25 protein-coding genes are annotated in these 25392 nt (G+C 54.8%); 4 read left to right on the forward strand and 21 right to left on the reverse strand.

Going from position 1 to position 25392, the window contains the following annotated elements:
- Positions 1 to 210 precede the first annotated feature (210 nt).
- The 10 genes from ANI01nite_RS02080 to coaD all read right to left on the reverse strand — a co-directional run bounded on the left by ANI01nite_RS02080 (position 211) and on the right by coaD (position 9337).
- A complete protein-coding gene (locus ANI01nite_RS02080; RefSeq protein WP_141355606.1) occupies positions 211 to 1488 on the reverse strand; it encodes a CDP-glycerol glycerophosphotransferase family protein in 1278 nt (425 codons plus the stop codon).
- A gap of 48 nt (positions 1489 to 1536) precedes the next feature.
- A complete protein-coding gene (locus tag ANI01nite_RS02085) occupies positions 1537 to 1998 on the reverse strand; it encodes an FAD synthase family protein (RefSeq protein ID WP_121866717.1) in 462 nt (153 codons plus the stop codon).
- Between the two features lie 66 nt (positions 1999 to 2064).
- A complete protein-coding gene (locus tag ANI01nite_RS02090; RefSeq protein WP_141355608.1) occupies positions 2065 to 2955 on the reverse strand; it encodes a glycosyltransferase family 2 protein in 891 nt (296 codons plus the stop codon).
- A 40-nt stretch (positions 2956 to 2995) separates the two neighbouring features.
- The gene (locus tag ANI01nite_RS02095; protein ID WP_141355611.1) at positions 2996 to 3814 is read right to left on the reverse strand and encodes a CDP-alcohol phosphatidyltransferase family protein; all 819 of its coding nucleotides are present in this window, start codon (positions 3812 to 3814) and stop codon (positions 2996 to 2998) included.
- A 2-nt stretch (positions 3815 to 3816) separates the two neighbouring features.
- Positions 3817 to 4854: a glycosyltransferase family 2 protein gene (locus ANI01nite_RS02100; RefSeq protein ID WP_141355613.1), complete on the reverse strand. Its 1038-nt coding sequence runs from the start codon at positions 4852 to 4854 to the stop codon at positions 3817 to 3819.
- Positions 4855 to 4861: 7 nt separating this feature from the next.
- Positions 4862 to 5749: an ABC transporter ATP-binding protein gene (locus tag ANI01nite_RS02105; protein WP_255314345.1), complete on the reverse strand. Its 888-nt coding sequence runs from the start codon at positions 5747 to 5749 to the stop codon at positions 4862 to 4864.
- Entirely contained in the window at positions 5739 to 6587 is an 849-nt protein-coding gene (locus tag ANI01nite_RS02110) for an ABC transporter permease (RefSeq protein WP_121867806.1), read from the reverse strand. The genes ANI01nite_RS02105 and ANI01nite_RS02110 overlap by 11 nt, the downstream gene beginning before the upstream one ends.
- A gap of 136 nt (positions 6588 to 6723) precedes the next feature.
- Positions 6724 to 7854 (reverse strand): LCP family protein, encoded by a 1131-nt coding sequence (locus ANI01nite_RS02115; RefSeq protein WP_255314346.1) that lies wholly within the window; start codon positions 7852 to 7854, stop codon positions 6724 to 6726.
- Positions 7855 to 7908: 54 nt separating this feature from the next.
- Positions 7909 to 8811 carry a UTP--glucose-1-phosphate uridylyltransferase GalU gene (galU, locus tag ANI01nite_RS02120; protein WP_141355614.1) on the reverse strand — a complete coding sequence of 301 codons (903 nt, stop codon included), beginning with the start codon at positions 8809 to 8811 and terminating at the stop codon, positions 7909 to 7911.
- A gap of 55 nt (positions 8812 to 8866) precedes the next feature.
- Positions 8867 to 9337, reverse strand: coding sequence for a pantetheine-phosphate adenylyltransferase (gene coaD, locus ANI01nite_RS02125; RefSeq protein WP_121866712.1), 471 nt, complete (start codon positions 9335 to 9337; stop codon positions 8867 to 8869).
- 112 nt (positions 9338 to 9449) lie between these two features.
- Between coaD and ANI01nite_RS02130 the strand changes: the two genes are divergently transcribed.
- Both ANI01nite_RS02130 and ANI01nite_RS02135 read left to right on the forward strand, forming a co-directional pair.
- Positions 9450 to 10661, forward strand: a complete 1212-nt coding sequence (locus ANI01nite_RS02130) for an aminotransferase class I/II-fold pyridoxal phosphate-dependent enzyme (RefSeq protein ID WP_141355617.1) — start codon at positions 9450 to 9452, stop codon at positions 10659 to 10661.
- Entirely contained in the window at positions 10658 to 11440 is a 783-nt protein-coding gene (locus tag ANI01nite_RS02135) for a spermidine synthase (RefSeq protein WP_141355619.1), read from the forward strand. Before ANI01nite_RS02130 ends, ANI01nite_RS02135 begins: the two co-directional genes overlap by 4 nt.
- Here ANI01nite_RS02135 and rsmD read toward each other — a convergent pair.
- The 4 genes from rsmD to ANI01nite_RS02155 are packed head-to-tail and all read right to left on the reverse strand — an operon-like array spanning position 11417 to position 16235.
- Positions 11417 to 12001 carry a 16S rRNA (guanine(966)-N(2))-methyltransferase RsmD gene (rsmD, locus tag ANI01nite_RS02140; protein ID WP_141355621.1) on the reverse strand — a complete coding sequence of 195 codons (585 nt, stop codon included), beginning with the start codon at positions 11999 to 12001 and terminating at the stop codon, positions 11417 to 11419. The two genes, ANI01nite_RS02135 and rsmD, sit on opposite strands and share 24 nt — an antisense overlap.
- 19 nt (positions 12002 to 12020) lie before the next feature.
- Positions 12021 to 14207, reverse strand: a complete 2187-nt coding sequence (locus tag ANI01nite_RS02145; protein WP_141355624.1) for an ATP-dependent DNA helicase RecG — start codon at positions 14205 to 14207, stop codon at positions 12021 to 12023.
- On the reverse strand, positions 14200 to 15168 hold the full coding sequence (locus ANI01nite_RS02150) for a DAK2 domain-containing protein (RefSeq protein ID WP_128470441.1): 969 nt from the start codon (positions 15166 to 15168) through the stop codon (positions 14200 to 14202). Before ANI01nite_RS02150 ends, ANI01nite_RS02145 begins: the two co-directional genes overlap by 8 nt.
- Positions 15169 to 15191: 23 nt before the next feature.
- Positions 15192 to 16235: an LCP family protein gene (locus ANI01nite_RS02155; protein ID WP_128470442.1), complete on the reverse strand. Its 1044-nt coding sequence runs from the start codon at positions 16233 to 16235 to the stop codon at positions 15192 to 15194.
- A gap of 141 nt (positions 16236 to 16376) precedes the next feature.
- On the opposite strand from ANI01nite_RS02155, the gene ANI01nite_RS02160 reads away from it, so the two are divergent.
- Positions 16377 to 16826, forward strand: a complete 450-nt coding sequence (locus tag ANI01nite_RS02160; protein ID WP_141355826.1) for a DUF3515 domain-containing protein — start codon at positions 16377 to 16379, stop codon at positions 16824 to 16826.
- 74 nt (positions 16827 to 16900) lie between these two features.
- On the opposite strand, the gene ANI01nite_RS02165 is transcribed toward ANI01nite_RS02160, so the two are convergent.
- The 6 genes from ANI01nite_RS02165 to leuC form a co-directional block, all read right to left on the reverse strand.
- Positions 16901 to 18013 (reverse strand): D-alanine--D-alanine ligase family protein, encoded by a 1113-nt coding sequence (locus tag ANI01nite_RS02165; protein ID WP_141355626.1) that lies wholly within the window; start codon positions 18011 to 18013, stop codon positions 16901 to 16903.
- Positions 18013 to 19047 (reverse strand): NAD(P)H-dependent glycerol-3-phosphate dehydrogenase, encoded by a 1035-nt coding sequence (locus ANI01nite_RS02170; RefSeq protein WP_255314347.1) that lies wholly within the window; start codon positions 19045 to 19047, stop codon positions 18013 to 18015. Before ANI01nite_RS02170 ends, ANI01nite_RS02165 begins: the two co-directional genes overlap by 1 nt.
- A 33-nt stretch (positions 19048 to 19080) precedes the next feature.
- A complete protein-coding gene (locus ANI01nite_RS02175) occupies positions 19081 to 19764 on the reverse strand; it encodes a lysophospholipid acyltransferase family protein (RefSeq protein WP_255314348.1) in 684 nt (227 codons plus the stop codon).
- Positions 19765 to 19859: 95 nt separating this feature from the next.
- Positions 19860 to 21179 (reverse strand): UDP-N-acetylglucosamine 1-carboxyvinyltransferase, encoded by a 1320-nt coding sequence (murA, locus tag ANI01nite_RS02180; RefSeq protein ID WP_141355630.1) that lies wholly within the window; start codon positions 21177 to 21179, stop codon positions 19860 to 19862.
- Between the two features lie 256 nt (positions 21180 to 21435).
- Positions 21436 to 22041: a 3-isopropylmalate dehydratase small subunit gene (leuD, locus tag ANI01nite_RS02185; RefSeq protein WP_066137887.1), complete on the reverse strand. Its 606-nt coding sequence runs from the start codon at positions 22039 to 22041 to the stop codon at positions 21436 to 21438.
- A gap of 14 nt (positions 22042 to 22055) precedes the next feature.
- Positions 22056 to 23495, reverse strand: coding sequence for a 3-isopropylmalate dehydratase large subunit (leuC, locus tag ANI01nite_RS02190; RefSeq protein WP_141355830.1), 1440 nt, complete (start codon positions 23493 to 23495; stop codon positions 22056 to 22058).
- A 122-nt stretch (positions 23496 to 23617) separates the two neighbouring features.
- On the opposite strand from leuC, the gene ANI01nite_RS02195 reads away from it, so the two are divergent.
- Positions 23618 to 24343, forward strand: a complete 726-nt coding sequence (locus ANI01nite_RS02195) for an IclR family transcriptional regulator (protein WP_038991426.1) — start codon at positions 23618 to 23620, stop codon at positions 24341 to 24343.
- 27 nt (positions 24344 to 24370) lie between these two features.
- Here ANI01nite_RS02195 and thiL read toward each other — a convergent pair whose 3' ends face one another.
- Entirely contained in the window at positions 24371 to 25387 is a 1017-nt protein-coding gene (thiL, locus tag ANI01nite_RS02200; RefSeq protein WP_141355632.1) for a thiamine-phosphate kinase, read from the reverse strand.
- Between the last annotated feature and the right edge of the window lie 5 nt (positions 25388 to 25392).

Genomic DNA, 25392 nt, shown 5'->3' on the forward strand with positions numbered 1-25392 from the left:
GACACCAGCACCAACATGCAGTGTCCAAGCCTTCATGTGATCCAAAGTAAAGATTACCGCCCGAATGCTCACAAATCGGTTTGAAACCACCGCAGTCGCTTGCAAAAGGTCACAGCGGTCCTGCAATGCTGTCGTGTCAGCAACTTGTGCCTAAAAGCAATCGGTCCCAATACGCAAGGTACGAATTGGGATCAAGGAATTTACGGAACTCTAGCTGTGCCAGCCTCGGAAATTCTCCAGTTTTCCTTGGCGCTCGGCAATCAACTGCTGAACTACATGCTGGAACCTCTTGGTCGAATCGCCCCGATTTAGGTCTCCAAAGTAGAATTGGCGCATTTCAATACGCTGGTCCTTGTGGCTGTCACGCGTCAACGCATCGTTGAGCAAGGCTCGAATATTCATCACGCTGTCGCGGTCCACTACATGGCAGGCCTGGGCAACGGGAGCGTCGCGGTGAAGAATTTCACGGTTGCTACGTCGGTCGGAAATGACGAGTGGATTCTCCGGGTGAAGGTACAAGTAGTCCAACCCCACGCTGGAAACATCGGTAATTAGCGCATCGGTCGATTCAAACATGGCCAAGATATTGCCCTGTTCCGAAATCACGTGCTCTCCGCCAGCCTCGTTGGCAGATTCGATCATCTGCAATATATGTGAGTGAGACTGGGCAACACCAGGTGTATTGCTGGTCTGGATCCGCGGGTGCGGCTTGTAGATGACACGCCAGGTCGGGTTTTCCAGCAACGACTCGACAATGGCTACACCATATTTGTCCAACGAGGTGTAGTTGTTGTCCTCGTTTTCGCCTTCCCACGTCGGCGCATACATAACATCGAGTTTGTCGCTTGGATCCAATTCGGGTTCGAAGTCGATATCCAGCTGCGGACGACCAGTGACTTCCAATTTTTCGAAATCGAAGTCAATCAGCATTGCCTCGTGACGCTTGATGGCTGCTGGGCCCGCTACGAATACCCTGTCATAGGCCTTGGCCTTATTGGATACCATAGAGAGTTTATCGCTCTCACCGTGGTTTACATGCACATGGACAAGTCTTGGGTGATCCAGTGATTGGAAGTTCGTTCGCGAATTATTGGTGTAGATGACCAGCTTGAGATCATTGTCGTCATATAGATCCATCAAATCAGTCAACCGACGTACATAGATCTTTGGCAGGTCTGTAATTCTCTCTGCCGCTTTGAATGCGCTCAATGTACGGAAGACCAGGAGGACTTCTTCTTTTTCGTGCAGTTCTTCAAGCACAGGCAACCATTGAGCTACTTGATAAATCTTGTCCGCACCATCACCGAAGTAGACCGCGACGGATCCTGGTACGGGAATATTCGACACGCCAACATTCACGTTAGCCGAAGAACGCCCCGATAACCCCATTATGCGGGAAATCCGCTTGGCTTCCGGACGCCGACCCACCTTTCGCAGGGCGTCTTTTACGCTGGACTTAATGGAGTCTGTGATGTGCTCGCTAGCCATGACTACCTTGAAACCTCGAAAACAGAAACTTACAACTAGATGAGTTTACTAGCTCAATTCCTTCACGATCTGGCTCAAAGTGTCCAATGTGTTCTTTAACGAAGTGACATGTCGCTCATCGAACTCGCTCAGGACGCGCTTCATTTCGGTTGTCGAAATACCGGAGGTACGTGGAAGGTAGACAACTTCGACTTCATCGCCAAGGTCGTCAAACTTGCCCTTCCAGTCTTCTCCGATGCCGAAGACCTTGGCATCATACTTCTTGATGTCAGTACGTTTCTGTTCCCAGTTCTCTTCAGGAATGGCGAGGTCTACGTACTTGATGGCCTGGACAATCTCAAGGCGCTGTTCGAATGGAACTACAGGCTTTTTACCTTTGATGGCGTTGAATTCATCCGTGGATACGCCAACAATCAGGCGGTCACCCTTTTCCTTGAGACGCTTCAGGATATTCAGGTGACCGATATGGAACAGGTCAAAAGTTCCGTACGTCAACACAGTTTTAGTCATGGATCCCTCTCGAAGTAAGGTAAAAGTAATTCGCGCTCAGCTGGTAGCGCTCACTCGGATTTGTCATTAGATAATTGGCGCACGGCCCGCGAGGGTCATGCGAACAATTGTTTTCCATCTCAGTTTAGGCCGTGGCTCCCGGTACCAGGGGCTGCCGGACCATCCAGCACGCCATCCTGCAAAATATTGAGCCACGGCACTTTTGTTATGACGCAGCCGCAAGCACTCAATCAGCATCCAGGATGTCGGATAAATCCAACGCAGCGGCATTGGCAAATTACGGCGGGCCAGCCATACCCGGTTGCGGGCATTCAAACGATAAAATTCGTCATGGCGTCGAGGGTCCACGATCGGATGGCCGATCTGCATATCGCCGGCATACCAGACGTAGGTGCCGGTATCCCATACACGCCAGGCAAGTTCAATTCCTTCATGCGCGTACCAAAACCCCCCTGCCCAGCCACCTGTGGCATCAAAGATTTTGCGGGTGGTCACCAGACAGGTTTCGCCCACGTGGAAAACCTTGCTTGGTTCGACTGCCGTCCGTTTTTTCAAACGAGGAATCCAGCGCCTTGGATTCTGCTCTTCATTCTCCGGGTCTGTGATGCGCGGCTGCAACAGCCCCATGCGAGGATAATGTTTGAATCGCTCTACAGCCGTGATCAAGAAATCGTCATCGATGAACCATGAATCGTCGTCAAGGAAGCACAGGTACTCGCCTCGTACCTGATTCACTCCGGCATTCCGGCCGGCTGGAATTCCCAAATTCTCCGGAAGAAAATGAGTTTTGATGCCTTTCGGAATATCCGTTGGATCCCACCCGTTACCGACAACAACGGCATCAATCGACACTGATCGTTGGGCTAGTAAAGATTCCAAGGCACGCTGGAGCTCAACCGGGCGGTTACCCATGGTCAATACAACTACACCGATAGTCGGCTTAATCTCTGCAGGCATTTGTCCTCTAAGGCGGTGGGATACAGGCAATACGGTCAAACTATGCTTTGAGGCGGGATGAGGCCATGTTGGACAGGAAATGCCCAATGTTCACAACGACGCATGCAGGCATCAGGATCCAAATCATCCATTTTTCAGCAATTGCTGGTGCACCCGCAATCGTGGAGATAATCGAGCATCCCAGGATGATCAGCGACAGTTCCACAGCGTGCAGGAGCTTATGGAATGGCAAGAAGCGAGCCAGCGAACGCAATTTTCCAACAAGAGATGTTGTTGGAACAGATCTGGCGGCCGCCGTATCCGGCAATTTTCCAAGCCCCGCCATGCCTCGGGCTGCATGAACCATGAGCGACTGCGAACGATTCAGGACCAGAAGCACCGACAGACAAGCGGCCATGAACAATGTTGGCCACGCCTGCTCGACAGTTGAATTCTCTGTCGAGAGTTCCGTGAAGACTCGGTACCCCAAGGCAATTGGAATCAACGCCTCAGTTGTGTGGTGTCCAACCATGTCGATGAAGATACCTCGGGGAGATTGCGTTCCCCTCCAGCGAGCGACTTCTCCGTCAGAGCAGTCGAAATACAACTGGACCTGAGACAGGAGCACTGCCAGCAGCGGCCCCCAGATGCCAGGGATCAATAGCGCTAGAGACATCCCCCAGCCGGCAAGGATCATCAACCCGGTAACTCCGTTGGCGCTGATTCGCGTTCGTACCAGCGCTGCGGTGAGGTAAATCGAGATATGACGCAGGTACAGTTCAGCGGTCCAGTGCTCGGCATTTTTTCGCGCACGAACTTCCGGAGGTTGGCAGACCGCTCGCAGCTGGTCAAGCGTTGGGTTCTTTGGACGTTCGGCCATGACTACTTCACGCGGCCCTTATCGACGGTGCCGGATGCTCCAAATATGCGGCCTTTGAGGTATCCGACGGCCCAAGGCAAATGAATTGCGGGGAAAGCGCATGCTGCCAACAGCTTGTCTTTTAATCCACTCGCGTTGCTTGCCAGTCCCGCTGCCAAAGCGACCGCGGCATATCCGGCAGGCACAGCTTTCGCCAGCTTCAGAGGCAAACGTACCCAGCTCGGAACTTCTTGGCGAATTAGTGGCTCGACGACGGTTGCCACCAGTCCTGTCGCGACGCCCAAAAGCAAGAGCGGTGGAACATCATGGCGCAACGATTTCCCTTCCGGGAAGCGTCGAGCAATTTCAGCCCTCCAGGTACCCGAGGCCATCGACTGGCTCATTAGAGACTTGAAGTTATCACGTGGGTAATAGCCGACCTTTAGTTCCGGATCGAACCAAACGGTGTGGCCTGCCTGTCGAATCCGCAGACATAGTTCCCAGTCTTGGGCACGCCACAATTCCTCATTATAAAAACCGACTTCGTCGAATACTTCGCGACGGAAGATACCAAGGTACGCAGATTCAGCTGGTCCCTCGGGCGCGCCTGAGTGATAGGCCGGCCCGCCAAATCCGAACTTCGAATGATAGGCAGCTGCAATCCCCCGCTGGACGGCTGTGCGTCCTTTGGCGTCCATCAGTCCCCCAACATCGTGTGCATTCGCACGGAAAAGGGTCTCGATTCCTCGCGACGTATAGTTCGACGGCAGCTCGCTGTGGGCGTCAACGCGTATGACAATGGGCATCGTGGATGCGCGTATCGCCAGGTTCAGGGCAATCGGAGTTCGCCCCAGAGGGTTGTCGACAAGAACGATTCGCGAGTCGGACTCAGACAATAGCCTTGCCACGTCGTTAGTTGAATCCGAACTTGGTCCCAGCGCAAGAACGACTTCTTTCTCTCCGGCATACTCTTGTGCCAAGATCGAGGACACTGCCTCTTCCAGATAGTCCGCTTCGTTGAGCACAGGCATTACATAAGAGACACCAGGAAATCCTGTCATTCCGGCCTTACTTCTTCGCTTTCAGATGCTTTTGATATTCCTTGATCACGGTATCCGGATCACCATCCATCATTTGGACGCCTTTTTCGATCCAAATCACACGATCACAAGTTTCCTTGATCGAATTCATAGAGTGCGAAACGTTGAAAATAGTTCCCGCGCTATCTCGAATTTCACGAATCTTCGCTTCGCTACGCTTCTTGAACTTTGCGTCGCCTACAGCAAGTGCCTCGTCGACAATCAGGATGTCGTGCTTTTTTGAAGCTGCAATGGCAAATTTCAATCGTGCACTCATACCTGATGAATAGGTACTCATCGGAAGGTCAATAAATTCTTGGAGCTCGGCAAAACGCGTAATATCCTCACGCATCTCTTCGACCTGCTCACGCGAGTAGCCAAGGGCAAGTCCACCCAGCGTAATGTTCTTATCGCCAGAGAGGTCCGGGATTAGCGCTGCCCCCACCCCAAGAAGGCTTGGTCGCGATCGCGCATACACCGAACCACTAGAGGGTGGTGTTAGCCCAGTAATAGCCTTCAACAAAGTTGACTTGCCAGAACCGTTAGATCCAATTACACCGATAGATTCGTTTTCATAGGCAACGAATGTGATGCCCTTAAGCGCATGGACTGTGCGTACGCCTTTAAGCTTCGGTTGCAACAGTCTTCGCGCGCCGGCATTACCCACCGCCTTGCCGCTCGAGAAGACTTCATACTTAACGTGGAGATTGTCGACTATTACTACAGGCTGCCGGAACTCGTCGACGTGGAGATCCGAATTCTTGATTTGTTCTGGTTTTACTACATCAATAAATGATGTATCGTCAGAGAAGATCGGTGCGGGTTCATATTCAGGGTATAGGTCTGGATTAATCAGATCGTCAAAACTAATTCGCACGGCCGTATCGCTCCTCAGCCTTCCAGAAATAAAGTAAGCCAAATACAAGCGTAGCCAGCGACCAACCGCCAACTACCCACCATGCCCAAGGGTCATATTCAGCTTGGTTCATGACCATCCCCCGAGCGATTTGTAGGGTTTGATACAAGGGGTGAATGTCGAAAATCGCTATCATCCACGGCCAATGGCTCAGCAAACGATCCGCACTAAAGAGGACACCTGAGGTATAGAACAAAACCCGCCCTACAAGGGGCAAAATCTGTGTGAAGTCTCGAACATGCACTGTCACTCGTGCACAGATGAGAGCAATACCCATATTAAACACAGTAAACAGAGCAAGCAGAGGAACAATTCCAAACCAGCTCCATTTTGGTGTCGTCCCTAGAATTAAGGCGTAAATGAACATTACGGCCAGCATCGGCATAAGCGTCAAGAAATTCTGTGTCACTTGAGCCACCGGTAGGGATAACCGGGGGAAGGCAAGTGACTGCACCAGGGCCTTATTCCCCGTAATAGATTTCGCCCCACCATTCATAGATGTGGTGAAGAACTCGAACAAGAAGACACCAATAATGACGAATACTGGGAAATCGGGTGCCTTGTTGGGTCCCTGCAACACGCCGAATATGAACCCATACATAAGAGCGTTAAACGTCGGTTTCAAGACAATCCAGATCATGCCCAGACGATTTTTCTGATTCTGGGATTGGACACGAGCCTTCGCGAGTTCATAAATGAACTCGCGACGTTGCCAGGTCTGTTTCAGATAGTTAGCCAAAGTAGGTCTTGCACCAACTCGGTGCAAGCCATACTTTTCGGCCTCCTCTGCAACTGTCATGCGAAATATGTCCTCTTGTTCGAATGCTTCTTGATGCATTGTCGGCTAAGCATAGATGTTCAAAGTCTAGTAGATGGAGAGCTGTTCTTCTGGCTTTCGTACTTCAACATGATGTCGTTCATCCCACATCACCCGATTACGGCGTTTCCGGCGGGTTGTCATGAAGGTAATCAGCCATGGTGTCGTTTTGCAACGCTTCGCTAATTTGAGTGATGGCGAGTTCGCTAGCCAATTCTATTGATTGCCCATCGGCACTCATCGATGCGCCAGCGGTTGGCATCGTGAACATCGCCATATTATCTGTGTCCACGTTTTTGAGTTGCAAGCCTAGTCCAACCACGGTTGCAGCATCAAAGCTGTCGTCAAAAGTCAGATAAGGAGAAACTTTGTCGACTATGTCGTAAAGCTTAACCGGGTTAGCCAGTGTTTCTGATGAAAGCACCTGGTTGGCAGCTGCAGCGATGAATTTGCGTTGATTCGCAACTCGTTGGTAGTCACCATTGGTAAACGACTTCCGTTCTCGGACATATCGAAGCGCCCGGTCACCTTCCAGCTTGATGTCACCTACAGGGTAGAAGTAGTCAGTATCATTCGCGGTGAAAGGGATTTCGTTATTTACCGTTACTCCGCCTAAAGCCGTTGACAGTTCTCGGAATCCTTCGAAATCAACCATGGCTACATGATCCAGCTTGGTCTCAAAAATTCCTTCGATTGTTTGCATCAACAGTGGAACTCCGCCAAGCGATATCGCGGCGTTGAGCTTGTTCATTCCGTGGCCGGGAATCTCCACGTACATGTCTCGAACCATCGACATGACGAACACCTGAGAGCGGTCCTCCGGGATATGGACAAGCATCATCGAATCGCTCCGCTGCGATACTGCCTCATTCAAAGCTGCGGATTCAGCTGTATCCTCATCGGCATGGTCGACACCCAGCAACAGAATATTCAGGGACTTGTCGTCCGGATCCTTTACGGGGCGGGCCTGTTCCTCGGCGTCTGAAAAACCCAATGCTACGGTGTTAGATTTTGCGTTGAACTGTCGTTGCAAATCGAATAACACATAGCCTGCGCTGAGTACTGCTACCAGTAGCACTGCAACTACAGACACGACGATGCTTTGGGTTCGTTTCTTCTTCCGACGTTCAGATTTAGTTCGCGCACTCCGCGACGTAAAGACTGAATCCTGGTCTTGCACTTTTCTCTTTCCTACTCCACCGGGCAACGATCCCCAAAAGCCAACGGCAGCCGAGGTGACTTCGCGCAATGAAAAAGACTACCCAAGATAAATGTGATTATCCTGAGTAGCCTAGGTCAGTAGCTAGTCTTCGAGCGTTTCGACGAAGCTTTTTAGCCAGGTTCTAAGTTCCCCTCCGAGTTCTTCGTTCTCGACAGCAAGGGTGATGTTCGCTTGCAGATAACTCAATTTATCCCCTGTGTCGTAACGTCGACCTCTAAAAATTACAGCGTGGACACCAGCGCCCTCACCGTCGACAGTTGTCAACTCCTGGAGTGCGTCAGTTAACTGAATTTCATTGCCTCGTCCTGGAGCAGTGTGCTTCAAGATTTCGAATACACGAGGATGCAGTAAATAACGGCCGATAACAGCTAGATTGCTGGGTGCTTCGTCAATGCTCGGTTTTTCCACCAATCCATTCACTTTGACATAGTCAGCATTCGCTACGCGGGCTACATCGGCACATCCGTAAGCACTTATTTGGTTTGGATCGACTTCCATCAATGCAATTACTGAACCGCCAGTCTGCTTCTGGACGTCAATCATGAAGGAAAGCAGATCATCATCTTCATGGATCAAGTCGTCACCAAGAAGTACCGCGAATGGCTCATCGCCCACATGTTGCTCAGCACATAAAACGGCATGGCCCAACCCTCGCGGATCACGTTGCCGCACGTAATGGATATCCCCCAATGCGGTGGCGTCTTGCACCAACGCAAGCTTTTTCGCGTCGCCTTTCGCTTCTAGGGTCGCTTCAAGCGACGGGACACGGTCAAAGTGGTCTTCAAGTGCGCGCTTGTTTCGGCCAGTGATCATCAAGACATCATTCAGCCCTGCGCGAGCGGCTTCGGCGACAACGTATTGAATTGCTGGCTTGTCTACAACTGGGAGCATCTCCTTGGGCATTGCTTTTGTCGCAGGAAGGAAACGTGTCCCTAAACCGGCTGCCGGAATGACTGCTTTGGTGATGGAGCGAGGGGTAGACATAAAGTTAAATTCCCTATCTTCGGATTAGTCGTTCGCGATAGCTATGCGCAACGACCTATGGGTGAGTGAGTCTCTTGATAACAGCCCGGGGGAAGTACTCATCAACGTCCCCACCAAGTGCCTGTACTTCCTTTAGCAACGAAGATGACAAATGAGTGTAGCGCGTATCGGCCTGAAGGAAAACGGTTTCAACTCCAGTCAGATGCCGATTCATCGTGGCCATGGGAATTTCGTATGCGTAGTCAACAGTGCTGCGCAATCCCTTGACAATTGCTTCGGCACCCTGCTCCTTGCAGAAATCAGCCAGCAGGCCTTGGCCCATGGGCACCCCGGAAACCCCACGCAGTCCCCCGACAGTTTCTTCAACCATCGCTACGCGCTCATCTTCGCTGAAGCGGTACTTTTTGGAATAATTGGTGGACACAGCGACGATCACCTCATCAAACAGGCTCGCTGCGCGCGCAATGATCTCAACGTGTCCATTGTGAATTGGGTCAAAAGAACCCGGGCATACCGCTCTTCGCATGATCTGAATCTATCAAGAACTCTCGCCAATTCAGCGAACTGGTATGAATGTCTCGTAAATATTCAATGACTTAATGCCCATGCTCGCCTGTACACAAGACGATAATGGAACCATGAGCATTGAATACTCTCCATGGCAACGGACCGCCCACGGTGCCAACCTACTAGATCCCACTGGCCGGCCGGGAGTGACCATCTTCGAAGAAATCACGGGTCTGGCGAACGATCATCGGGCAATTAACCTTGGGCAAGGATTCCCGGATTCCGAAGGGCCAGAAGAAATCAAGAAAATTGCTATCGATGCGATCCAGAATGGCGCTAACCAATATGCGCCCGGTTCAGGAACTCCTTCGCTCCGCGAAGCCATCGTTGCCCACCAGGAGCGCTTTTATTCATTGAACCTCGACCCCGAATCCGAGGTCGTAGTTTCGACTGGCGCTACCGAAGCCATCGCTGCTTCCTTACTTGCCTTCCTGGAACCTGACGATGAAGTTGTGACTTTTGAACCGTATTACGATTCCTATGCGGCCATGATCGGGTTGGCCAATGCAGTGCATAAGGTCGTTCAGCTCAAGGCTCCGAAATTCGAGCCGGATATGGATGACCTTCGACGTGCGGTCACAGACAAGACCCGTGTAATCGTCGTGAACAATCCCCACAATCCAACGGGCACAGTTCTAGATATTTCGGTGCTCCAGGAAATCATTTCTCTAGCACATCAGCACAACTGCATCATCATCGCTGACGAGGTCTATGAACACCTCACTTTTGGCATACGGCATGTTCCGATCGCGAGCTTACCAGGTGGATTCGAACGAACCATCACCATTTCTTCGGCAGGCAAGTCCTTCTCCTTTACCGGCTGGAAAGTTGGATGGGCAACCGGACCCCGCGAACTGATCACTGCCGTCCGTACGGTAAAACAGTTCCTTACCTATTCCTCGGGCCCTGCGTTCCAACCTGCTGTCGCACAAGCCTTGAATCTTCCTGATGCCTTTTTCGAACGCTTCGCTGCTGGTTTAGGACAGCAGGGAGAAATTCTCGCATCAGGCCTGGAACAAGCTGGGATCCCGGTTATACGTCCGAAGGGCACCTACTTCTTGGTTGCTGACGTACGCAGCTTTGATCTGAACGACGCTGCTGAAGTAGCGCGCAAGATGCCCGAGCGCGTAGGCGTAGCTGCGATTCCGATGTCTGCCTTTGTCCATCCCGAAAATCAGCAAGACTACCAAGGACTGTTGCGTTTCGCTTTCTGCAAGAAGCGTGAGGTCATTGCCGATGCCGTCGAGCACTTGCGCCTCCTGCCAAAGGTGCTTTCCCAATGACGCGCAAGCCTGCTAAACGGTGGCTCGGATTCATCCAGGAACACGCCACTATTTACGACGATGACCTGATCCCCGGGTCGAAAATACTCGCCATCGGCGATGCGCCTCAATCCCATGTGAATCTTTCCCATCCGGAAGAAGTGTTCTACGAGTATCTCGCACGCATAGCTAATCATCTGAAGGTCTTGCGCCCAGAAAAGCGCCTATTGAAGATGCTTCATCTAGGTGCAGGTGCATTGACCTTGGCCCGTTGGGCGAGTGTCGTTTACCCATCGAGTACCCACGTGGCTGTAGACATTGAGCGCGAACTTCTTGATTTCGTTCTCACGCATCTTCCTTTGCCGGATGACTGCCACTTGTCACCGATTGTCGCCGATGCGAGGAGTGTACTTGCCGAACAACTGGCCGGTGAGAAGTTTGACGTCATCGTCTTGGATATTTTCTCTGGCCCGGAAGCACCAGAACACCTGACTACGGCGGACTATTACGCGGAACTCAAGAACTCTTTGGCCAATGATGGATTGCTCTTCGTGAATATCGGCGATGATCCACCCTTGAATTTCACTTGCACCCAAGTCGAGGCGGCAAACTCCAGCTTTGAGTTCGTGATGTTGAGTTCAAGTCCGGAAATGTTTACCAAGCGCTTCCCCGGGAACTTGATTCTCACAGCGTCGCGCCAACACTTCACCGAAGACCAAATACTCCAGTGCCAGGCAGCGGGACCGTACCCGTCAGAAGTTCGCCATTCGATGGATCTAGATGGGTTCTGCAAACCATAGGTGCGTTTCGCCGTACTTCTTGTCTGCGAACTTCTCCATGGTGCTTGGCCATGTAGGTTCCGGTGAGCGTCCGGAACGCTCCACAATGACTGTGGCATCCTCAGCCAGGATTCTGGATATTTTCTCGAGGGTGACAGCCAGTTCTTCTTCAGTCAGCGGGTAGGGAGGATCCAGCAAGACAATGTCAAAGGTCTTGCTGGGTAGGCCCGAAATTGCGTTGTAATAGCCGTCTAGGACACTATCAACAGTTCCCCGCTGTACCGTCACCGTATTGGCCATCAACACCTTGTTCACCAGTGACGCGTTTTGCTGGCAAACAGAAACCGCTTTAGGGGCTTTTTCTACCAGAACAACCTGCCGCGCACCGCGACTGGCCGTCTCGACTCCCAGCGACCCCGAACCTGCGAAGAGATCTAGCACTCGGGCGCCGGCAAGAATATCCCAGCTATCCAAGCGGGAGAAGAGGGCCTCCTTGACACGATCCGTTGTCGGGCGCGTTGCGTCGCCTGGTACGGACTTCAGTGGATGCCCACCGGCAGCTCCAGCGATAATACGGCTCATTGCCTAGCAATACCTTCAATCAGTTCTTATTCAAAAATTCTCTAGTGGACTCATCAAGCCAATTCCCGACTGCGCTCAGAAGCCCTTGGTAGTTGCTTCCCCAGTTGGCATCGGCAAGAAGCCTGCCCACATCGGTTCTCGCCTGCTCAATGAGCGAGCGATCCTTGATGATGCTCAGTTCCCGTAACGTCGACCGGCTGCCTGATTGCTGAACACCCAAGATATTTCCTTCCTTGCGTTCAGCCAAGTCTGCCTCGGCTAGCTCAAAACCGTCGATGGTTGACTCGATGGTCTTCAAGCGTCCAACCGACGGATGATCCGCGTCCAGCCATGTTGTCATGAGGCACGTACCAGGCAGTCCGCCACGGCCTACTCGACCGCGCAGCTGATGGAGCTGCGAGATGCCGAAGCGCTCAGCATCTATGATCACCATCAAGGTCGCATTATGGACGTCAACTCCAACCTCAATGACGGTCGTGGAAATCAGCACGTCAATTTCACCACGGGCAAAGGAATCCATGGTTGCCTGCTTGTCTGCCGCATCTAATTGCGAGTGCAACGCCTCGGTGCGTATCCCAGCGAATTCAGGCATCCCACCAAGCATTTCTTGCATGGATTCTACGCTCATGGGTTGACCGGATGAATCTTCATAGGACGCCAGCAGAACGCCTTGTTCAGCCGCTGTGTCCGAAATTCTTGGGCACACGACATATACTTGGTGGCCCTTCTCCACTTCTTCAACAATTCTGGTGAATAGCCTGTCGCGGAAACCGGTCAGCTGCATTGGCACGATATGCGTGTGGATCGGGGCGCGGCCGGCGGGCAAGCGTTTAATTGTGGAGGTGTCCAAATCGCCGAATACGGTCATGGCGACGGTTCTCGGTATCGGAGTAGCAGTCATGACCAGGGTATGAGGAACCGAGTCGACTGCTTTAGACCTCAAGGCGTCGCGCTGCTCAACACCAAATCGATGTTGTTCGTCCACGACGACGAGGCCGAGATCTGCAAACTGCACATGGTCGCTCAAGAGGGCATGCGTTCCAATAATCAGTCCAGTCTCACCGCTGGCAATACCCAGCAATGCTTCACGGCGATGGGCACTTTTTGCCGACCCGGTTAGAAGCTCGACGCCTGTTCCTTCGCCTTCGCCGAAAAGCCCAGGTTCAGCGAGCTTGCCAAGCATCTTCTTGATCGAGGCGTAGTGTTGTGCGGCCAGGACTTCTGTTGGCGCTAGGAGTGCAGCTTGTCCGCCGGCATCAATCACCTGCAAGATGGCTCGTAGCGCGACAACCGTCTTGCCGGAGCCGACTTCGCCCTGCAACAAGCGATGCATTGGATGCGCCTGCTCCAGGTCCTTGGAAATTTGTTCACCGACGACCAGCTGGTCTTCGGTCAAGCTAAACGGCAGCTGGGCATCGAATTTGTCAGCTAAGCGGCCCGGCACCGGTGGGCGAGCAATTGCTTTCTGCGCGCCCAGCTGGCGCCCGCGTTCGCCTAACGCCAACTGCAGCATAAATGCTTCTTCAAAGGCAAAGCGCTGTCGAGCGACGTAGGCGTGCTTGATTTCCTTGGGGAAATGGCGATCCAAGAACGCTTGATGGCGTTGTGGATAATGATGCGTGCGAAGAAGTTCCCTTGGAAGAAACTCAGGAAGCTTCTGATCTGTGAAGTGCTCCAGCAACAGCCCCATCAGATCCCGGATGCGCTTGTTGGGCATCTTTGCCGAAGCAGGATAGATCGGAATTGGACGCGGATCTGCCTGGGATGCCTCATCCAGGATCGCATACTCAGGCTGGCTCAACTGCAGGTGGTCCTGGTACCAACCGACCTTGCCGCTGAACATCGCGATAGTTCCAATGTGCAGATCTGTGCGTGCTTGATAGCCATTGAAGAAGGTCATCTTCAGCTCTTGGCCGCCTGAGCTTAGCTCATCGCTGACGGTCACTTCAAAAATGAAACCGCGCCGCGAGTGCATCTGCCGCTGGCTGACGTTGACAACTTGGGCGACAACTGTAACGTGCTCATCGAAGGGAAGCTCTGAAATTGGGGTGAGCTCACCTACCTCAACGTACCGACGCGGAAAATGCCATAAGAGCTCCCCCACCGTCATATAGCCGAATGCCTTTTCCAGCGCGGTGGAGTTCTTCTTTCCCAGGAATGCTGAGAGCTCTGCACTCTCAAACGAAGTAAGCGTTGTTTCAGCCATCGTGGGTGCACAGATCAGTGACACTGATATTCACCGGGTCACCGTGTTTTCTTATGAGTTCCAGTGCCGGTTCGGCATCAGGAACGTGGACGTGAACGCGCCATCTGTAGGTGTCTTCCTCCAACTGATTAACTGGCGACATGATCACTGAATTGCCCATTGAATCCAATTGTCCGCGCAGAGTAGCGGCACCCAAGGCATCCAGAGCTACGGTGCACATCACTTCTACACCAGTCTCATTGTCCTTGTTCAGGTGAATATGGGGATCTTGAACCTGATAGCCATGGAAATTCTCGTATGAATCGAAATCAGTGGCGTCGCTTCGAATGGCAGCGCAGAGTTCATCGATGATGATCAGCATGCCCACTGCACCAGCATCTACCACACCAGCTTCCACGAGGGACGGGAGCTCCGTTTCAGTTCCCTTCACTGCCAATCGAGCCGCTTGGCTCATCTGGGTCAAGACCGAATCCAAAGCTGCGCGGCTTTCCAAATCGCTCTTCAGATGTGCAAGAGTCGAGCCTGCGGCCAACGCGATGGCATTGATCACCGAAAGCATGGTGCCCTCGACCGGTTCGCTCAACGCTGACCAGGAGCGCACCTTCGCACGTTCAAGTCCCAGCGCCAAAAGTGGCGCTGTAAGCCGTTCGCATCCGTTCCATGGTTCACTCAGTCCGCTGAGGAAAACAGCCAACAGGGTTCCGGAATTGCCGCGCGCCGATTCCATGGAAGCGCGCGCGGCAACTTCCAAGAAGCCACCGATGTCGTCGCTTTCCAACTTGCTCACCGCATCATGACCGGCCCGCGCAGTCAGATACAGATTGCTGCCTGTGTCGCCATCAGCAACAGGGAATACATTGATAGCGTTCAGCCGGTCGGAGTGGTTCCCGAGACTCTTGACGCTCCGTGCTAGCCATTCCCTGATGGCACGCACTGAGGTATCGAGTTTTTGGGGAGTCATGGAAAGTCGGTCCTTCGGTGGAATTAGCGAGACAAGTCAGTAGTTTCTACGAACTCTGCCATCTTGTCTTCTTGCAGTGCTTGGCCAAACTTCTCGATCACGTCCATGTCAGGAATGACAATGGACTGGCCGTCGGCGGAACGTCCCGGGCCCTTGTTTGGAAGCGTGAAGAATTCCATGTCGCTTGGACGCAAGTCCAGCATGGACGAGGCATAGGAAGCAACCTTGGCAGCGTCCAGTGTTTCGTCAACTGCGATGAACGGGGCGATTTGGGAAACGACTTCGGAAACCTTGCCGGGGTTGGTCAGGGTTTCCTTGGACATCAACTGTCCCAGCAACGCCTTGACGAAAAGCTGCTGATTCTTGACGCGCTCGTAATCGCTTCCAGGGAAGGACTTGCGTTCGCGGACGAATGCCAGTGCTTGTTCACCATTCAGTGTCTGCACGCCTTCTGGGAAGTACATGCCATTAACAATGGACTGCTTGAAGGCACGAGGGTTATTGACGGTCACTCCCCCGACAGCATCTGTCAGTCCCTTGAATCCTTCAAAATCGATGGACGCCACGTGATTAATGCGAACTCCAAAGAGACCTTCGAGGGTCTCAACGGCCTTCGGCACTCCACCGCTAGCGAATGCACGGTTGATTTTTGCCGTGCCTACGCCCGGAATATCAAGCCAGGTGTCACGCATGACTGAGGTGACAAACACGTTTTTGCGGTCTGCAGGGATGTGAACCAGCATCATGGTGTCCGAGCGACCGCCATTGGGCAAGGTACCGAATTCCTCGCTGTCCTCATCCGTGTCACGCGTTGCTCGAGTATCACTGCCAAGCAGCAAGATGTTCACCGCGTCCTTGGACTCTTCCTTGACTTCAGGACGAGTTTCTTCCGCAGGGAAAGCGTTGGTAATCGTCTGGCTTTCGGAATCGAAAGTTCGGCCAAGGTTCCAGAGGTATCCGCCGGCGACGAGTCCAGCGACAACCACAAGGGCAAGCACACTCAAGACGATGGCTCGACCCGTACGCTTCTTCTTACGCGGTCGCACTGGATGCTCTTCAAATGACATTTGCTACCTTTCACAGTTTCAACTCTGTACATCTTATCTTTCAGACTGCCCATGTAGGCTTATAACGTGTCTAAAATCAGTTCGAAAGCCCGAACGTCACCAAAACTTAACCGAAAACTTGTCCAAAGTTCGGCCTTGGTGATGAGCGGTGCTCTATTGCTTCCGGTACTTGCAGGTTGTACTTCAGTTGCTTCCGTGGATGCTGCCCCAGACGCAGCCAACCCGCTATGCGCGGAAATGATGGTTGTCCTGCCCGAAGCCATCGATGATGCGGAACGCCGTACCACGACGTCCCAATCAACAGCAGCCTGGGGCGAACCGTCCAAAGTTGTCCTGCGTTGCGGTGTAGAAGTCCCCGGGCCGACCACAGATCCTTGCGTATCAGTGAATGATGTTGATTGGGTAGCGCATGAGGACGAAGCAACAAGCATCTGGACCCTGACCACATATGGCCGGACCCCGGCAACCGAAGTTATCCTCGACCCTAACGTGATCCCGTCGAGCACAGTTCTGGCGACACTTTCAGATGCTGCGCAGAAGATCCCAGCTTCCAAGAAGTGCGTCAGCGTTGACAAGTCAGTGAGCTTGTAAGCAACCCTTCGACAAAAGCTTTGGGGTGTGTTGAATTTTCAACACACCCCAAAGTCTCACCAATGTTCCTTGGCCTAGCGCAAACCGATGTTCCGCGCGGTCGCCAGGGCAATCAGCTCATCAATGAGTTCACGGTATTCAATTCCAGTCTTCGCCCACATTTGCGGATACATGCTGGACGGCGTAAAGCCGGGCATGGTGTTGATTTCATTGATGATCCACTCACCTTCGGGAGTGTAAAAGAAATCAACTCGGGATAGGCCTTCTGCGTCGATGGCGTCAAAGGCCTTGACTGCCAGCTCGCGAATTTCGATCGTGGCTTCGTCGCTCAAGTTTGCTGGGCAGCTGAGCTCAGCTGCGGCTCCATCAACGTACTTGGCTTCGAAATCATAGAAGGTGTGCTGGTTGTCCGCCACCGCAATTTCTCCTGGCAATGAAGCACGCGAGGGTCCGCTGCCGCGGCCTTCAAGAACTCCGCATTCAATTTCCCGCCCAACGATCCCCTGCTCGATGATCACCTTGGGATCTTCAGCCCGTGCGATTTCAATAGCAGCACGCAACCCGGACCGATCATCAACCTTCGTGATGCCTACCGAAGACCCTGCGCGGGCCGGCTTAACGAACAACGGGTACTGCAGGTTTTCGCAACGCTTCATGGCAGCTTCGCTATCGCGCAGCCACTGCTTGTTGGTGATGACTTCGTACGGGCCCACCTTGAAGCCGGCCCCCTCGAAAACCACCTTCATGTAGTGCTTGTCCATGCCCATGGCGCTGGCTGCGATACCGGAGCCAACATAGGACACACCTGCCATTTCAAGCATGCCCTGGATTGACCCGTCTTCACCGAATGGACCATGAAGCAACGGGAAGACCACGTCGATCTCGCCCAGGTCCGCCACAGCGGAATCCGAGTAGGAAAGCAATGATGTCTTCTGCGCATCGGTAGACAGGTGCACCGGATGATCCACCGAGGAAATCTCCGGCAGCTTGCCGGTGTTCAGAGCCCAGCCTTCCGGATCTTCATCCAGCAGGGTCCAGCCTCCGTCGCGGGTGATCCCCACCGGAACGATTTCAAAGCGTTCACGGTCGATAGCGTGCATGACTCCGGCAGCAGTCACGCAAGAAACGGAGTGTTCTGAGGATCGGCCGCCGAAGAGTAAGAGGACGCGTAGTTTGCGTTCAGTCATTAGTGACGTTCTCCTTCGGATTTCAATTCACGCGACAACAGGCGTGCGGCCATGTTCTCAACGCTCAAGGTGCCTTCCAGGACCATCACCACTGCTTCGGTAATCGGCATTTCCACGTTATGGGCACGTGAAAGGTCGAATACGGCACGTGCTGATTTGATGCCTTCCGCGGTCTGCGACATGCGGTCATTGACCTCTTCCAAGAAGAGCCCCTGGCCGAGCAGACGTCCGGCGGTGTTGTTGCGCGAGAGCGAGGAAGAACAGGTAGCGACAAGGTCGCCCAAACCCGAAAGGCCGGCCAAGGTATCCAAGCGGCCGCCCAGGGCGAGGACCAAGCGAGTGGTCTCGGCCAAACCGCGAGTGATCACGGTGGACTTGGTATTGTCGCCCATCCCCATGCCGTCGCACATGCCCACGGCAAGCGCGATGATGTTCTTGACGATACCGCCAAGCTCCACGCCCAGTACATCATCATTCGTGTAAGGACGGAAGTACGGAGCTGAGCACAGTTCAGCGATCCACTGCGCGATATCGGAATCTGTACAGGCAACAACAGAGGCGGTGGGCTGCTCGCGCGCAATCTCCATGGCCAGGTTCGGCCCGGACAGCACGGCAATCTGCTCAGCTGGCAGCCCGGTCACTTCAGCGATCACCTGGCTCATGCGCAGGTCGGTTCCGCGTTCAAGGCCCTTCATCAGGGAAAGCAGCACGGCGTCTGGTTCAAAGAATTCCTTGAATTTCGCCAATTCCTGGCGCAAGGACTGCGACGGAATTGCCAAGACCACAAGGTCGGCACCGGTTAGCACGGTCTGCGGATCCGAAGACGCCGCCACGTTGGCAGGAAGCTTGGTTTCGCGCAGGTAGCGTGAATTGGTATGGCGTTCGTTGATTTCATTGGCTGCGTCTTCGCGACGTGCCCAAATCTGAACCGCGATTCCCTTGTCTGCAACTGAATCGGCAAGCACCTTGGCGAAGGTGGTCCCCCAGCTGCCAGCGCCCATGACGGCGATTTTGCGTGGTAGCGGCTTAGTCAAAGTCAGTCCTCTGGAAGGTGATGATGAAAGTAATTAATTTTCCGGGGTATCGAAATTGCGTCCAGTCTTCGACTGGCCGTGCTTGCTGGGATCCCAACGCACAGCCGGTGCTTCTTCTTGGCGCAGTTCTGCGGTCAGTGCAGTGATTCCGTCCATGATCCGATCTGTGGCTTCCTGTAGCACTGCACGAGTGCGCGGGCCTCCACGCAGATCGTCGAGATCCACTGGCTGGCCGACGGACACGGTGACGTGCTTCCGCGGGAACAGGTACATCTTCTTGGAATAGCGAGGCAGCAGTTCCTGGTCGCCCCAGTGAGCCATCGGCACCACTGGTGCACCGGTTTGCAAGGCCAACCGTGCGGCGCCAGTCCGTCCAACCATTGGCCACAAATTGGGGTCGCGGGTCAGTGTGCCCTCCGGGTAAATGACAATGACACCGCCGGCATCCAGCACTTTCTTGGCCGCGGCCAACGATTCGCCGGCGTTGGATGCGCTGCGTGAGACCGGTACCTGGCCGGTCTCGCGCAGCAACCAGCCAAGCACTGGAATCTTGAACAAGGACTCCTTGGCCAGCCAGCGTGGCAGCCGGCCATTGCTGTAGATAGCGTGGCCGACAACCAGCGGATCAATTTCGGTGAGGTGATTGGGGCAGAGGATGTACCCGCCCTGCGGAAGCGTCTCGAAACCCTTCCACGTCTTGCCAATCAAAGCGTTCATGGAAGTACGGACAACGCCCGCCAATACTGAGAAAACCCGCTTGGTCCTCGCAGATTCACCAGGGGCCAGAATCTTTACCACGAATCTGATCCCCTTTAGTTGCTCAGCTCGACGTTTGCGCCCAGGGCCTGCAGCTTCTCCATGAAGTGCTCGTAACCGCGGTTGATGATCTCGATTCCGGTGACCTTGCTGGTGCCTTCGGCAGCCAGTGCGGCAATCAGGTGGGAGAAACCACCACGAAGATCCGGAACATCGATGTCGGCACCGGTGAGCTTGGCGGGGCCCACCACAACAGCTGAATGCTTGAAGTTGCGCTGCCCGAAGCGGCAAGGGGTGGATCCGAGGCAGTCGGTGTGCACCTGGACAGTGGAGCCCATTCGGACCAGTGCATCGGTGAATCCGAAGCGATTCTCATACACGGTTTCGTGAATGACCGAGACGCCCTTGGCCTGGGTCAAGGCAACCACCAGCGGCTGCTGCCAGTCGGTCATGAAGCCCGGGTGCACATCGGTTTCGAGGATCAGCGGATTAAGATCTCCGCCTGGGTGGTAGAAGCGGATGCCGTCGGCCTTGACCTCGAATTCGCCGCCAATCTGGCGGTAGACATGAAGGAAAGCGGTGAGATCACGCTGGGTGGCATCCTGGACGAAGATATCGCCCTTGGTGACCAGCGCGGCAGAGGCCCAAGATGCGGCTTCGTTGCGGTCCGGCAGAGCCGAGTGGTCGAAGCCCGAGAGCTTCTCGACACCCTGGATGCGGATCACGCGGTCGCGGTGCACCGAGATGATGGCGCCCATCTTCTGCAGCAGCGAGATCAGGTCCAGGATTTCCGGCTCAATGGCTGCATTGCTGACTTCGGTGACGCCCCTAGCGCGGACGGCCGAGAGCAGCACCTGCTCGGTGGTGCCGACGCTTGGGTACTGCAGTTCGAGTTTGGCGCCGGTCAGCCCGTTAGGGGCAGAAATGCGGATGCCGTCGGTTGCTTTGTCCACGATGGCACCAAAGTCGCGCAATACTTCAAGGTGGAAGTCGATTGGGCGGTCACCGATGCGGCAGCCACCCAGATCCGGGATGAAGGCTTCGCCCAGGGAGTGGATCAGCGGTCCGCAGAAAAGAATGGGAATACGCGAGTCGCCGGCGTGGGCATCAATGGCCTGGTTCGAGGCGGTCTTGACCTGGGTAGGGTCCATGGTGAGATCACCGGTCTCGGGATCCTGATCCACCTTGACGCCATGGATTTCAAGCAGGCTGCGGACAACAGCTACGTCCTTGATCTCCGGTACGTTGCGCAATACCGAAGGGCTGTCGCCCAGCAGAGCCGCGACCATGGCTTTTGGCACTAGGTTCTTCGCTCCGCCGACTCGTACGGTGCCCTTTAGCGGAACACCACCATGGATCGTCAGGATCTTACCCATGTATGAATTACCTCATCGCGTAGTCGTTATCGCCCGCCGAAGCATCAAGGCTTTCGAACTGGCAGGACTAAGTAAGCATACCGCCTCTATACCTGCCAGTATGCCCAGATCATCTCGTGGCGCACACATTGTGAGCATGCTTTCAGACAGAGCCATGATGCCCTGCAGAAAAATATTGCGTTGGGAACGCAATGATCCGCTCACCCCTAACAACGCCAGGGATGAGCGGACCATTCCATTTACCTTGAACTCGGTGCTAGCCCGCAGTACGTGCGGGCAAAGTCCTCGGCTTGTGCGCAGGGCGCTTGGCCTCGTATGCGGTGATATCTTCTTCGTGCTGCAGGGTCAGGCCGATGTCATCCAGGCCTTCCATCAAGCGCCAGCGGGTGTAGTCGTCAATCTGGAACGGGGCCGAGATGGAACCGCAGTGAACCGTACGCGATTCAAGGTCCACGGTCACCGTGGTGCCTGGATTGTTTTCCAGTTCCTTCCAGATCAGTTCGATGTCACTCTGGGCTACTTCGGCGGCGACCAGTCCCTGCTTGCCCGAGTTGCCACGGAAGATATCGGCAAAACGGGAGGAGATCACGGCCTTGAATCCATAATCCTTCAACGCCCAGACAGCGTGCTCACGCGAAGAGCCGGTGCCGAAGTCGGGGCCCGCCACCAGTACGGATCCGGTGTTGAATGGTTCCTGGTTGAGGATGAAGTTCTCATCCCGTCGCCACCCCGCAAACAACGCGTCCTCAAAACCGGTGCGTGTGATGCGCTTGAGGTATACGGCAGGAATGATCTGGTCCGTATCCACATTGCTCTGCCGCAGCGGAACACCAATGCCGGTGTGGCTGACAATCTTTTCCATGACGGTGATCCTTCCTAGACCGAAACCGGTGCGTTGACGAGGTCGCTAGGCGACGAGAGGGTTCCACGGATTGCGGTAGCCGCGGCAACCAGTGGCGAGACCAGGTGGGTGCGTCCGCCCTTGCCCTGGCGTCCTTCGAAGTTGCGGTTCGAGGTGGACGCGCAGCGCTCCCCCTCGGCCAGCTGGTCCGGGTTCATGCCCAGGCACATGGAACAGCCCGCGAAGCGCCATTCAGCACCGAAATCCTTGAAAATCTGGTCCAGTCCTTCTGCTTCGGCTTCCAAGCGAACTCGCGCCGAGCCCGGGACCACGATCATGCGGACATTGGGGTCTTTTTCCTTGCCCTTGATGACCTGGGCAGCCGCACGCAGGTCTTCCATGCGGGAGTTGGTGCAGGATCCCAGGAACACGGTATCCACCCGGATATCCTTCATTGGGGTACCGCCCTCAAGTCCCATGTAGGTCAATGCTCGCTCGCAGGCCTTGCGATCATTCTCGTCTTCGAAGTCTTCTGGCGTAGGCACATTCTCGGACAGCGAGACGCCCTGGCCAGGGTTGGTGCCCCAGGTGACGAATGGTTCAAGTTCATCAGCGTTCAAAAAGACTTCAGCGTCGAAGCGTGCACCCTCATCGGTGTGCAGCTGTTTCCAGTCTGCAACGGCGGCATCCCAGTCTTCGCCCTCCGGAGCATGGGGGCGGCCCTTGACATATTCGAACGTCGTTTCGTCCGGCGCAATCATGCCGGCGCGGGCACCGGCCTCGATGGACATGTTGCAGATGGTCATGCGGGCATCCATGGACAGCGAACGAATCGCTGAGCCGCGGTACTCCAGCACGTAACCTTGGCCGCCACCGGTACCGATCTTGGCAATCACGGCCAGGATGATGTCCTTGGCGGTAACGCCCGGCTTCAAGGTGCCCTCGACGTTGATAGCCATCGTCTTGAACGGCTTCAGGCTCAGCGACTGGGTGGCCATGACATGCTCGACTTCCGAGGTGCCAATGCCAAAGGCCAGGGCACCGAAGGCGCCATGGGTCGAAGTGTGCGAGTCGCCGCAAACAACGGTCATGCCCGGCTGAGTCAATCCCAGCTGCGGACCCACGACGTGGACAATGCCCTGTTCCTTGTCGCCCAGGGAGTGCAAGCGGACGCCGAATTCCTTGCAGTTGTCGCGCAGGGTGTGAATCTGGGTGCGGCTGGTCAAGTCGGCAATGGGCTTGTCGATGTCCAGCGTCGGAGTGTTGTGGTCCTCTGTCGCAATGGTCAGATCCGGACGGCGCAGCGGACGGCCAGCGAGACGCAGACCTTCGAAGGCCTGCGGAGAGGTCACCTCATGCAGCAGGTGGAGATCAATGTAAATCAAGTCCGGCTGGCGGGCTTCGCCTTCACCTTCTCCTCGACGCACAACATGTGCATTCCAGACTTTTTCTGCCAACGTCTGGGGCGACTGCATGGCGGACATGCGACACACTCCTCAAGCTACGAACAATTGATATTCCAACTTTGACACTTCATAGAGAAACTTTTCCAGTATGCGGACTTGAATCTCAAATACTGAGACGTGATACTTGAAGTATGACAACAGGCAGCGGCGTAGGCGTACTGGATAAGGCAGCAGCCATTCTCAATGCATTGGAGAATGGCCCCACTTCCCTTTCCCAGTTGGTGGAACTCACCGAAATTTCCCGCCCCACGGTGCACCGCATTGCCCAGTCTTTGGTCCATCATGGATTAGTTGGGCGCGACATGCATGGCCGCTTTGAGCTGGGAAACCGTCTGGTGGAACTCGCCAGCGCGGCCGGTGAAGACCGGCTGGTCAGCGCAGCCGGGCCGGTGCTTATCAAGCTTCGCGACCTCACCGGTGAAAGCACACAGATTTTCCGCAAGCAAGGCGATTACCGCGTGTGCATCGCCAGCGCCGAGCGCCCAATCGGCCTGCGCGACACCATTCCTGTGGGAACCCAGCTGTCGATGAAGGCCGGTTCGGCAGCCCAGATCCTGCTCGCGTGGGAAGACAATGAGCGCATGGTGGAAGGATTGCACCACGCGCGCTTCACACCCACAATCCTGGCCGGAGTCCGCCGGCGCGGTTGGGCCCAGTCGCTGGGAGAACGCGAGCCTGGCGTCGCTTCGGTTTCCGCACCAGTTCGCGGGCAGTCCGGACGAGTCATCGCTGCCCTGTCTTTATCGGGCCCGATTGAACGGCTTACCCGCCAACCTGGCAAGATTCATCACGAAGCCGTGACGAGCGCCGCCCACGAACTTTCTGAACTCCTGCGCGTTCAAAATGACCGTGCATAGCCAGCACACGAATCGAGTCCCGAGCAGCTAGCCGAAGTGGTCAAAGCCCGTCTCAGGTTTTGCGACCTTGCCATCGACCTTCACCACTGCGCGACGCCCATTGGCAGGCTTGGCAACACCGATGACGGTAAATTCACCGGGGATTTCAACTCCATCAGGGAAGGCTGCCAGGAGCCCGAAGTCCTCACCGCCGTAGAGTACCCACGACATCGGATCGGTGCCCGTCAGTTCTGAGGCAGCCTCCAGCCGAAGCGCGAAGTCCTGGAGAGCAGAAGATTCCAACTCGAGATTCACATGGCTGGCTTTGGCCATGCGCCCGGCGTCGCGGATCAGCCCATCGGATAGATCCATCATGGCTGTCGCGCCCGCTTCGGCAGCGCGTGGGCCAGATTCCAGCGGCGGCACGGGACGGCACTGCGTCTGGACCAGACGGCGCACCGCCCTGCTCCAACTTTCATTGTCATGCTCGTGTTCAAGCACAGAGAGCCCTGCCCCTGCGGCGCCAACACGTCCGGCCACCGCTACACGGTCTCCGGCTCGGACTCCGCTCCTCAGCACTTTCCCATGCGCGCATTCGCCAAGAACGGTCGTGGTAACGGAAATTTCTTGCGACTTCCCGAGGTCTCCCCCGAGAATCGTCAGTTCCTTGGCGCCAAGCTCCGCGATAGCCTCGGCAACTCCACGGCTGAAGTCCATCACCCATTCCAGGGACGTGGACTTCGGCAGGGACAGCGAAATCACAGCGCCAGTGGCGCGACCACCCATCGCGTTAATGTCTGAGACATTTTGCGCAATGGACTTCCATCCGATGTCATAAGCATTGTGTTCCAACCCGCTGGGCCAGAGGAGCCGAAAATCCTGGTTTTCAACCAGGGTATCGACCGAAACGAGAACTTCGTTCCCGCTCACCCTCAACGCACCTGCGTCGTCGCCCGGCCCGAGACTTGCCTGTGCTGAATCGAGCAGCGGCAAGATCGCTTCCAGGATGCCTTGCTCGCCTAGGTCACCCACTGTTGCATCGACTTTTGGTTGGTTTGTAGTCACAGAGT

It is taken from the genome of Glutamicibacter nicotianae (genome assembly GCF_006539525.1).
GTDB lineage: Bacteria > Actinomycetota > Actinomycetes > Actinomycetales > Micrococcaceae > Glutamicibacter > Glutamicibacter nicotianae.

Coding starts and splice junctions, on each gene's coding strand:
- ANI01nite_RS02080 (WP_141355606.1), bottom strand. CDS start 1,488: ATGGCTAGCGAGCACATCACAGACTCCATTAAGTCCAGCGTAAAAGAC.
- ANI01nite_RS02085 (WP_121866717.1), bottom strand. CDS start 1,998: ATGACTAAAACTGTGTTGACGTACGGAACTTTTGACCTGTTCCATATC.
- ANI01nite_RS02090 (WP_141355608.1), bottom strand. CDS start 2,955: ATGCCTGCAGAGATTAAGCCGACTATCGGTGTAGTTGTATTGACCATG.
- ANI01nite_RS02095 (WP_141355611.1), bottom strand. CDS start 3,814: ATGGCCGAACGTCCAAAGAACCCAACGCTTGACCAGCTGCGAGCGGTC.
- ANI01nite_RS02100 (WP_141355613.1), bottom strand. CDS start 4,854: ATGACAGGATTTCCTGGTGTCTCTTATGTAATGCCTGTGCTCAACGAA.
- ANI01nite_RS02110 (WP_121867806.1), bottom strand. CDS start 6,587: ATGACAGTTGCAGAGGAGGCCGAAAAGTATGGCTTGCACCGAGTTGGT.
- galU (WP_141355614.1), bottom strand. CDS start 8,811: ATGTCTACCCCTCGCTCCATCACCAAAGCAGTCATTCCGGCAGCCGGT.
- coaD (WP_121866712.1), bottom strand. CDS start 9,337: ATGCGAAGAGCGGTATGCCCGGGTTCTTTTGACCCAATTCACAATGGA.
- ANI01nite_RS02130 (WP_141355617.1), top strand. CDS start 9,450: ATGAGCATTGAATACTCTCCATGGCAACGGACCGCCCACGGTGCCAAC.
- ANI01nite_RS02135 (WP_141355619.1), top strand. CDS start 10,658: ATGACGCGCAAGCCTGCTAAACGGTGGCTCGGATTCATCCAGGAACAC.
- rsmD (WP_141355621.1), bottom strand. CDS start 12,001: ATGAGCCGTATTATCGCTGGAGCTGCCGGTGGGCATCCACTGAAGTCC.
- ANI01nite_RS02145 (WP_141355624.1), bottom strand. CDS start 14,207: ATGGCTGAAACAACGCTTACTTCGTTTGAGAGTGCAGAGCTCTCAGCA.
- ANI01nite_RS02150 (WP_128470441.1), bottom strand. CDS start 15,168: ATGACTCCCCAAAAACTCGATACCTCAGTGCGTGCCATCAGGGAATGG.
- ANI01nite_RS02155 (WP_128470442.1), bottom strand. CDS start 16,235: ATGTCATTTGAAGAGCATCCAGTGCGACCGCGTAAGAAGAAGCGTACG.
- ANI01nite_RS02160 (WP_141355826.1), top strand. CDS start 16,377: ATGAGCGGTGCTCTATTGCTTCCGGTACTTGCAGGTTGTACTTCAGTT.
- ANI01nite_RS02165 (WP_141355626.1), bottom strand. CDS start 18,013: ATGACTGAACGCAAACTACGCGTCCTCTTACTCTTCGGCGGCCGATCC.
- ANI01nite_RS02175 (WP_255314348.1), bottom strand. CDS start 19,764: ATGAACGCTTTGATTGGCAAGACGTGGAAGGGTTTCGAGACGCTTCCG.
- murA (WP_141355630.1), bottom strand. CDS start 21,179: ATGGGTAAGATCCTGACGATCCATGGTGGTGTTCCGCTAAAGGGCACC.
- leuD (WP_066137887.1), bottom strand. CDS start 22,041: ATGGAAAAGATTGTCAGCCACACCGGCATTGGTGTTCCGCTGCGGCAG.
- leuC (WP_141355830.1), bottom strand. CDS start 23,495: ATGCAGTCGCCCCAGACGTTGGCAGAAAAAGTCTGGAATGCACATGTT.
- ANI01nite_RS02195 (WP_038991426.1), top strand. CDS start 23,618: ATGACAACAGGCAGCGGCGTAGGCGTACTGGATAAGGCAGCAGCCATT.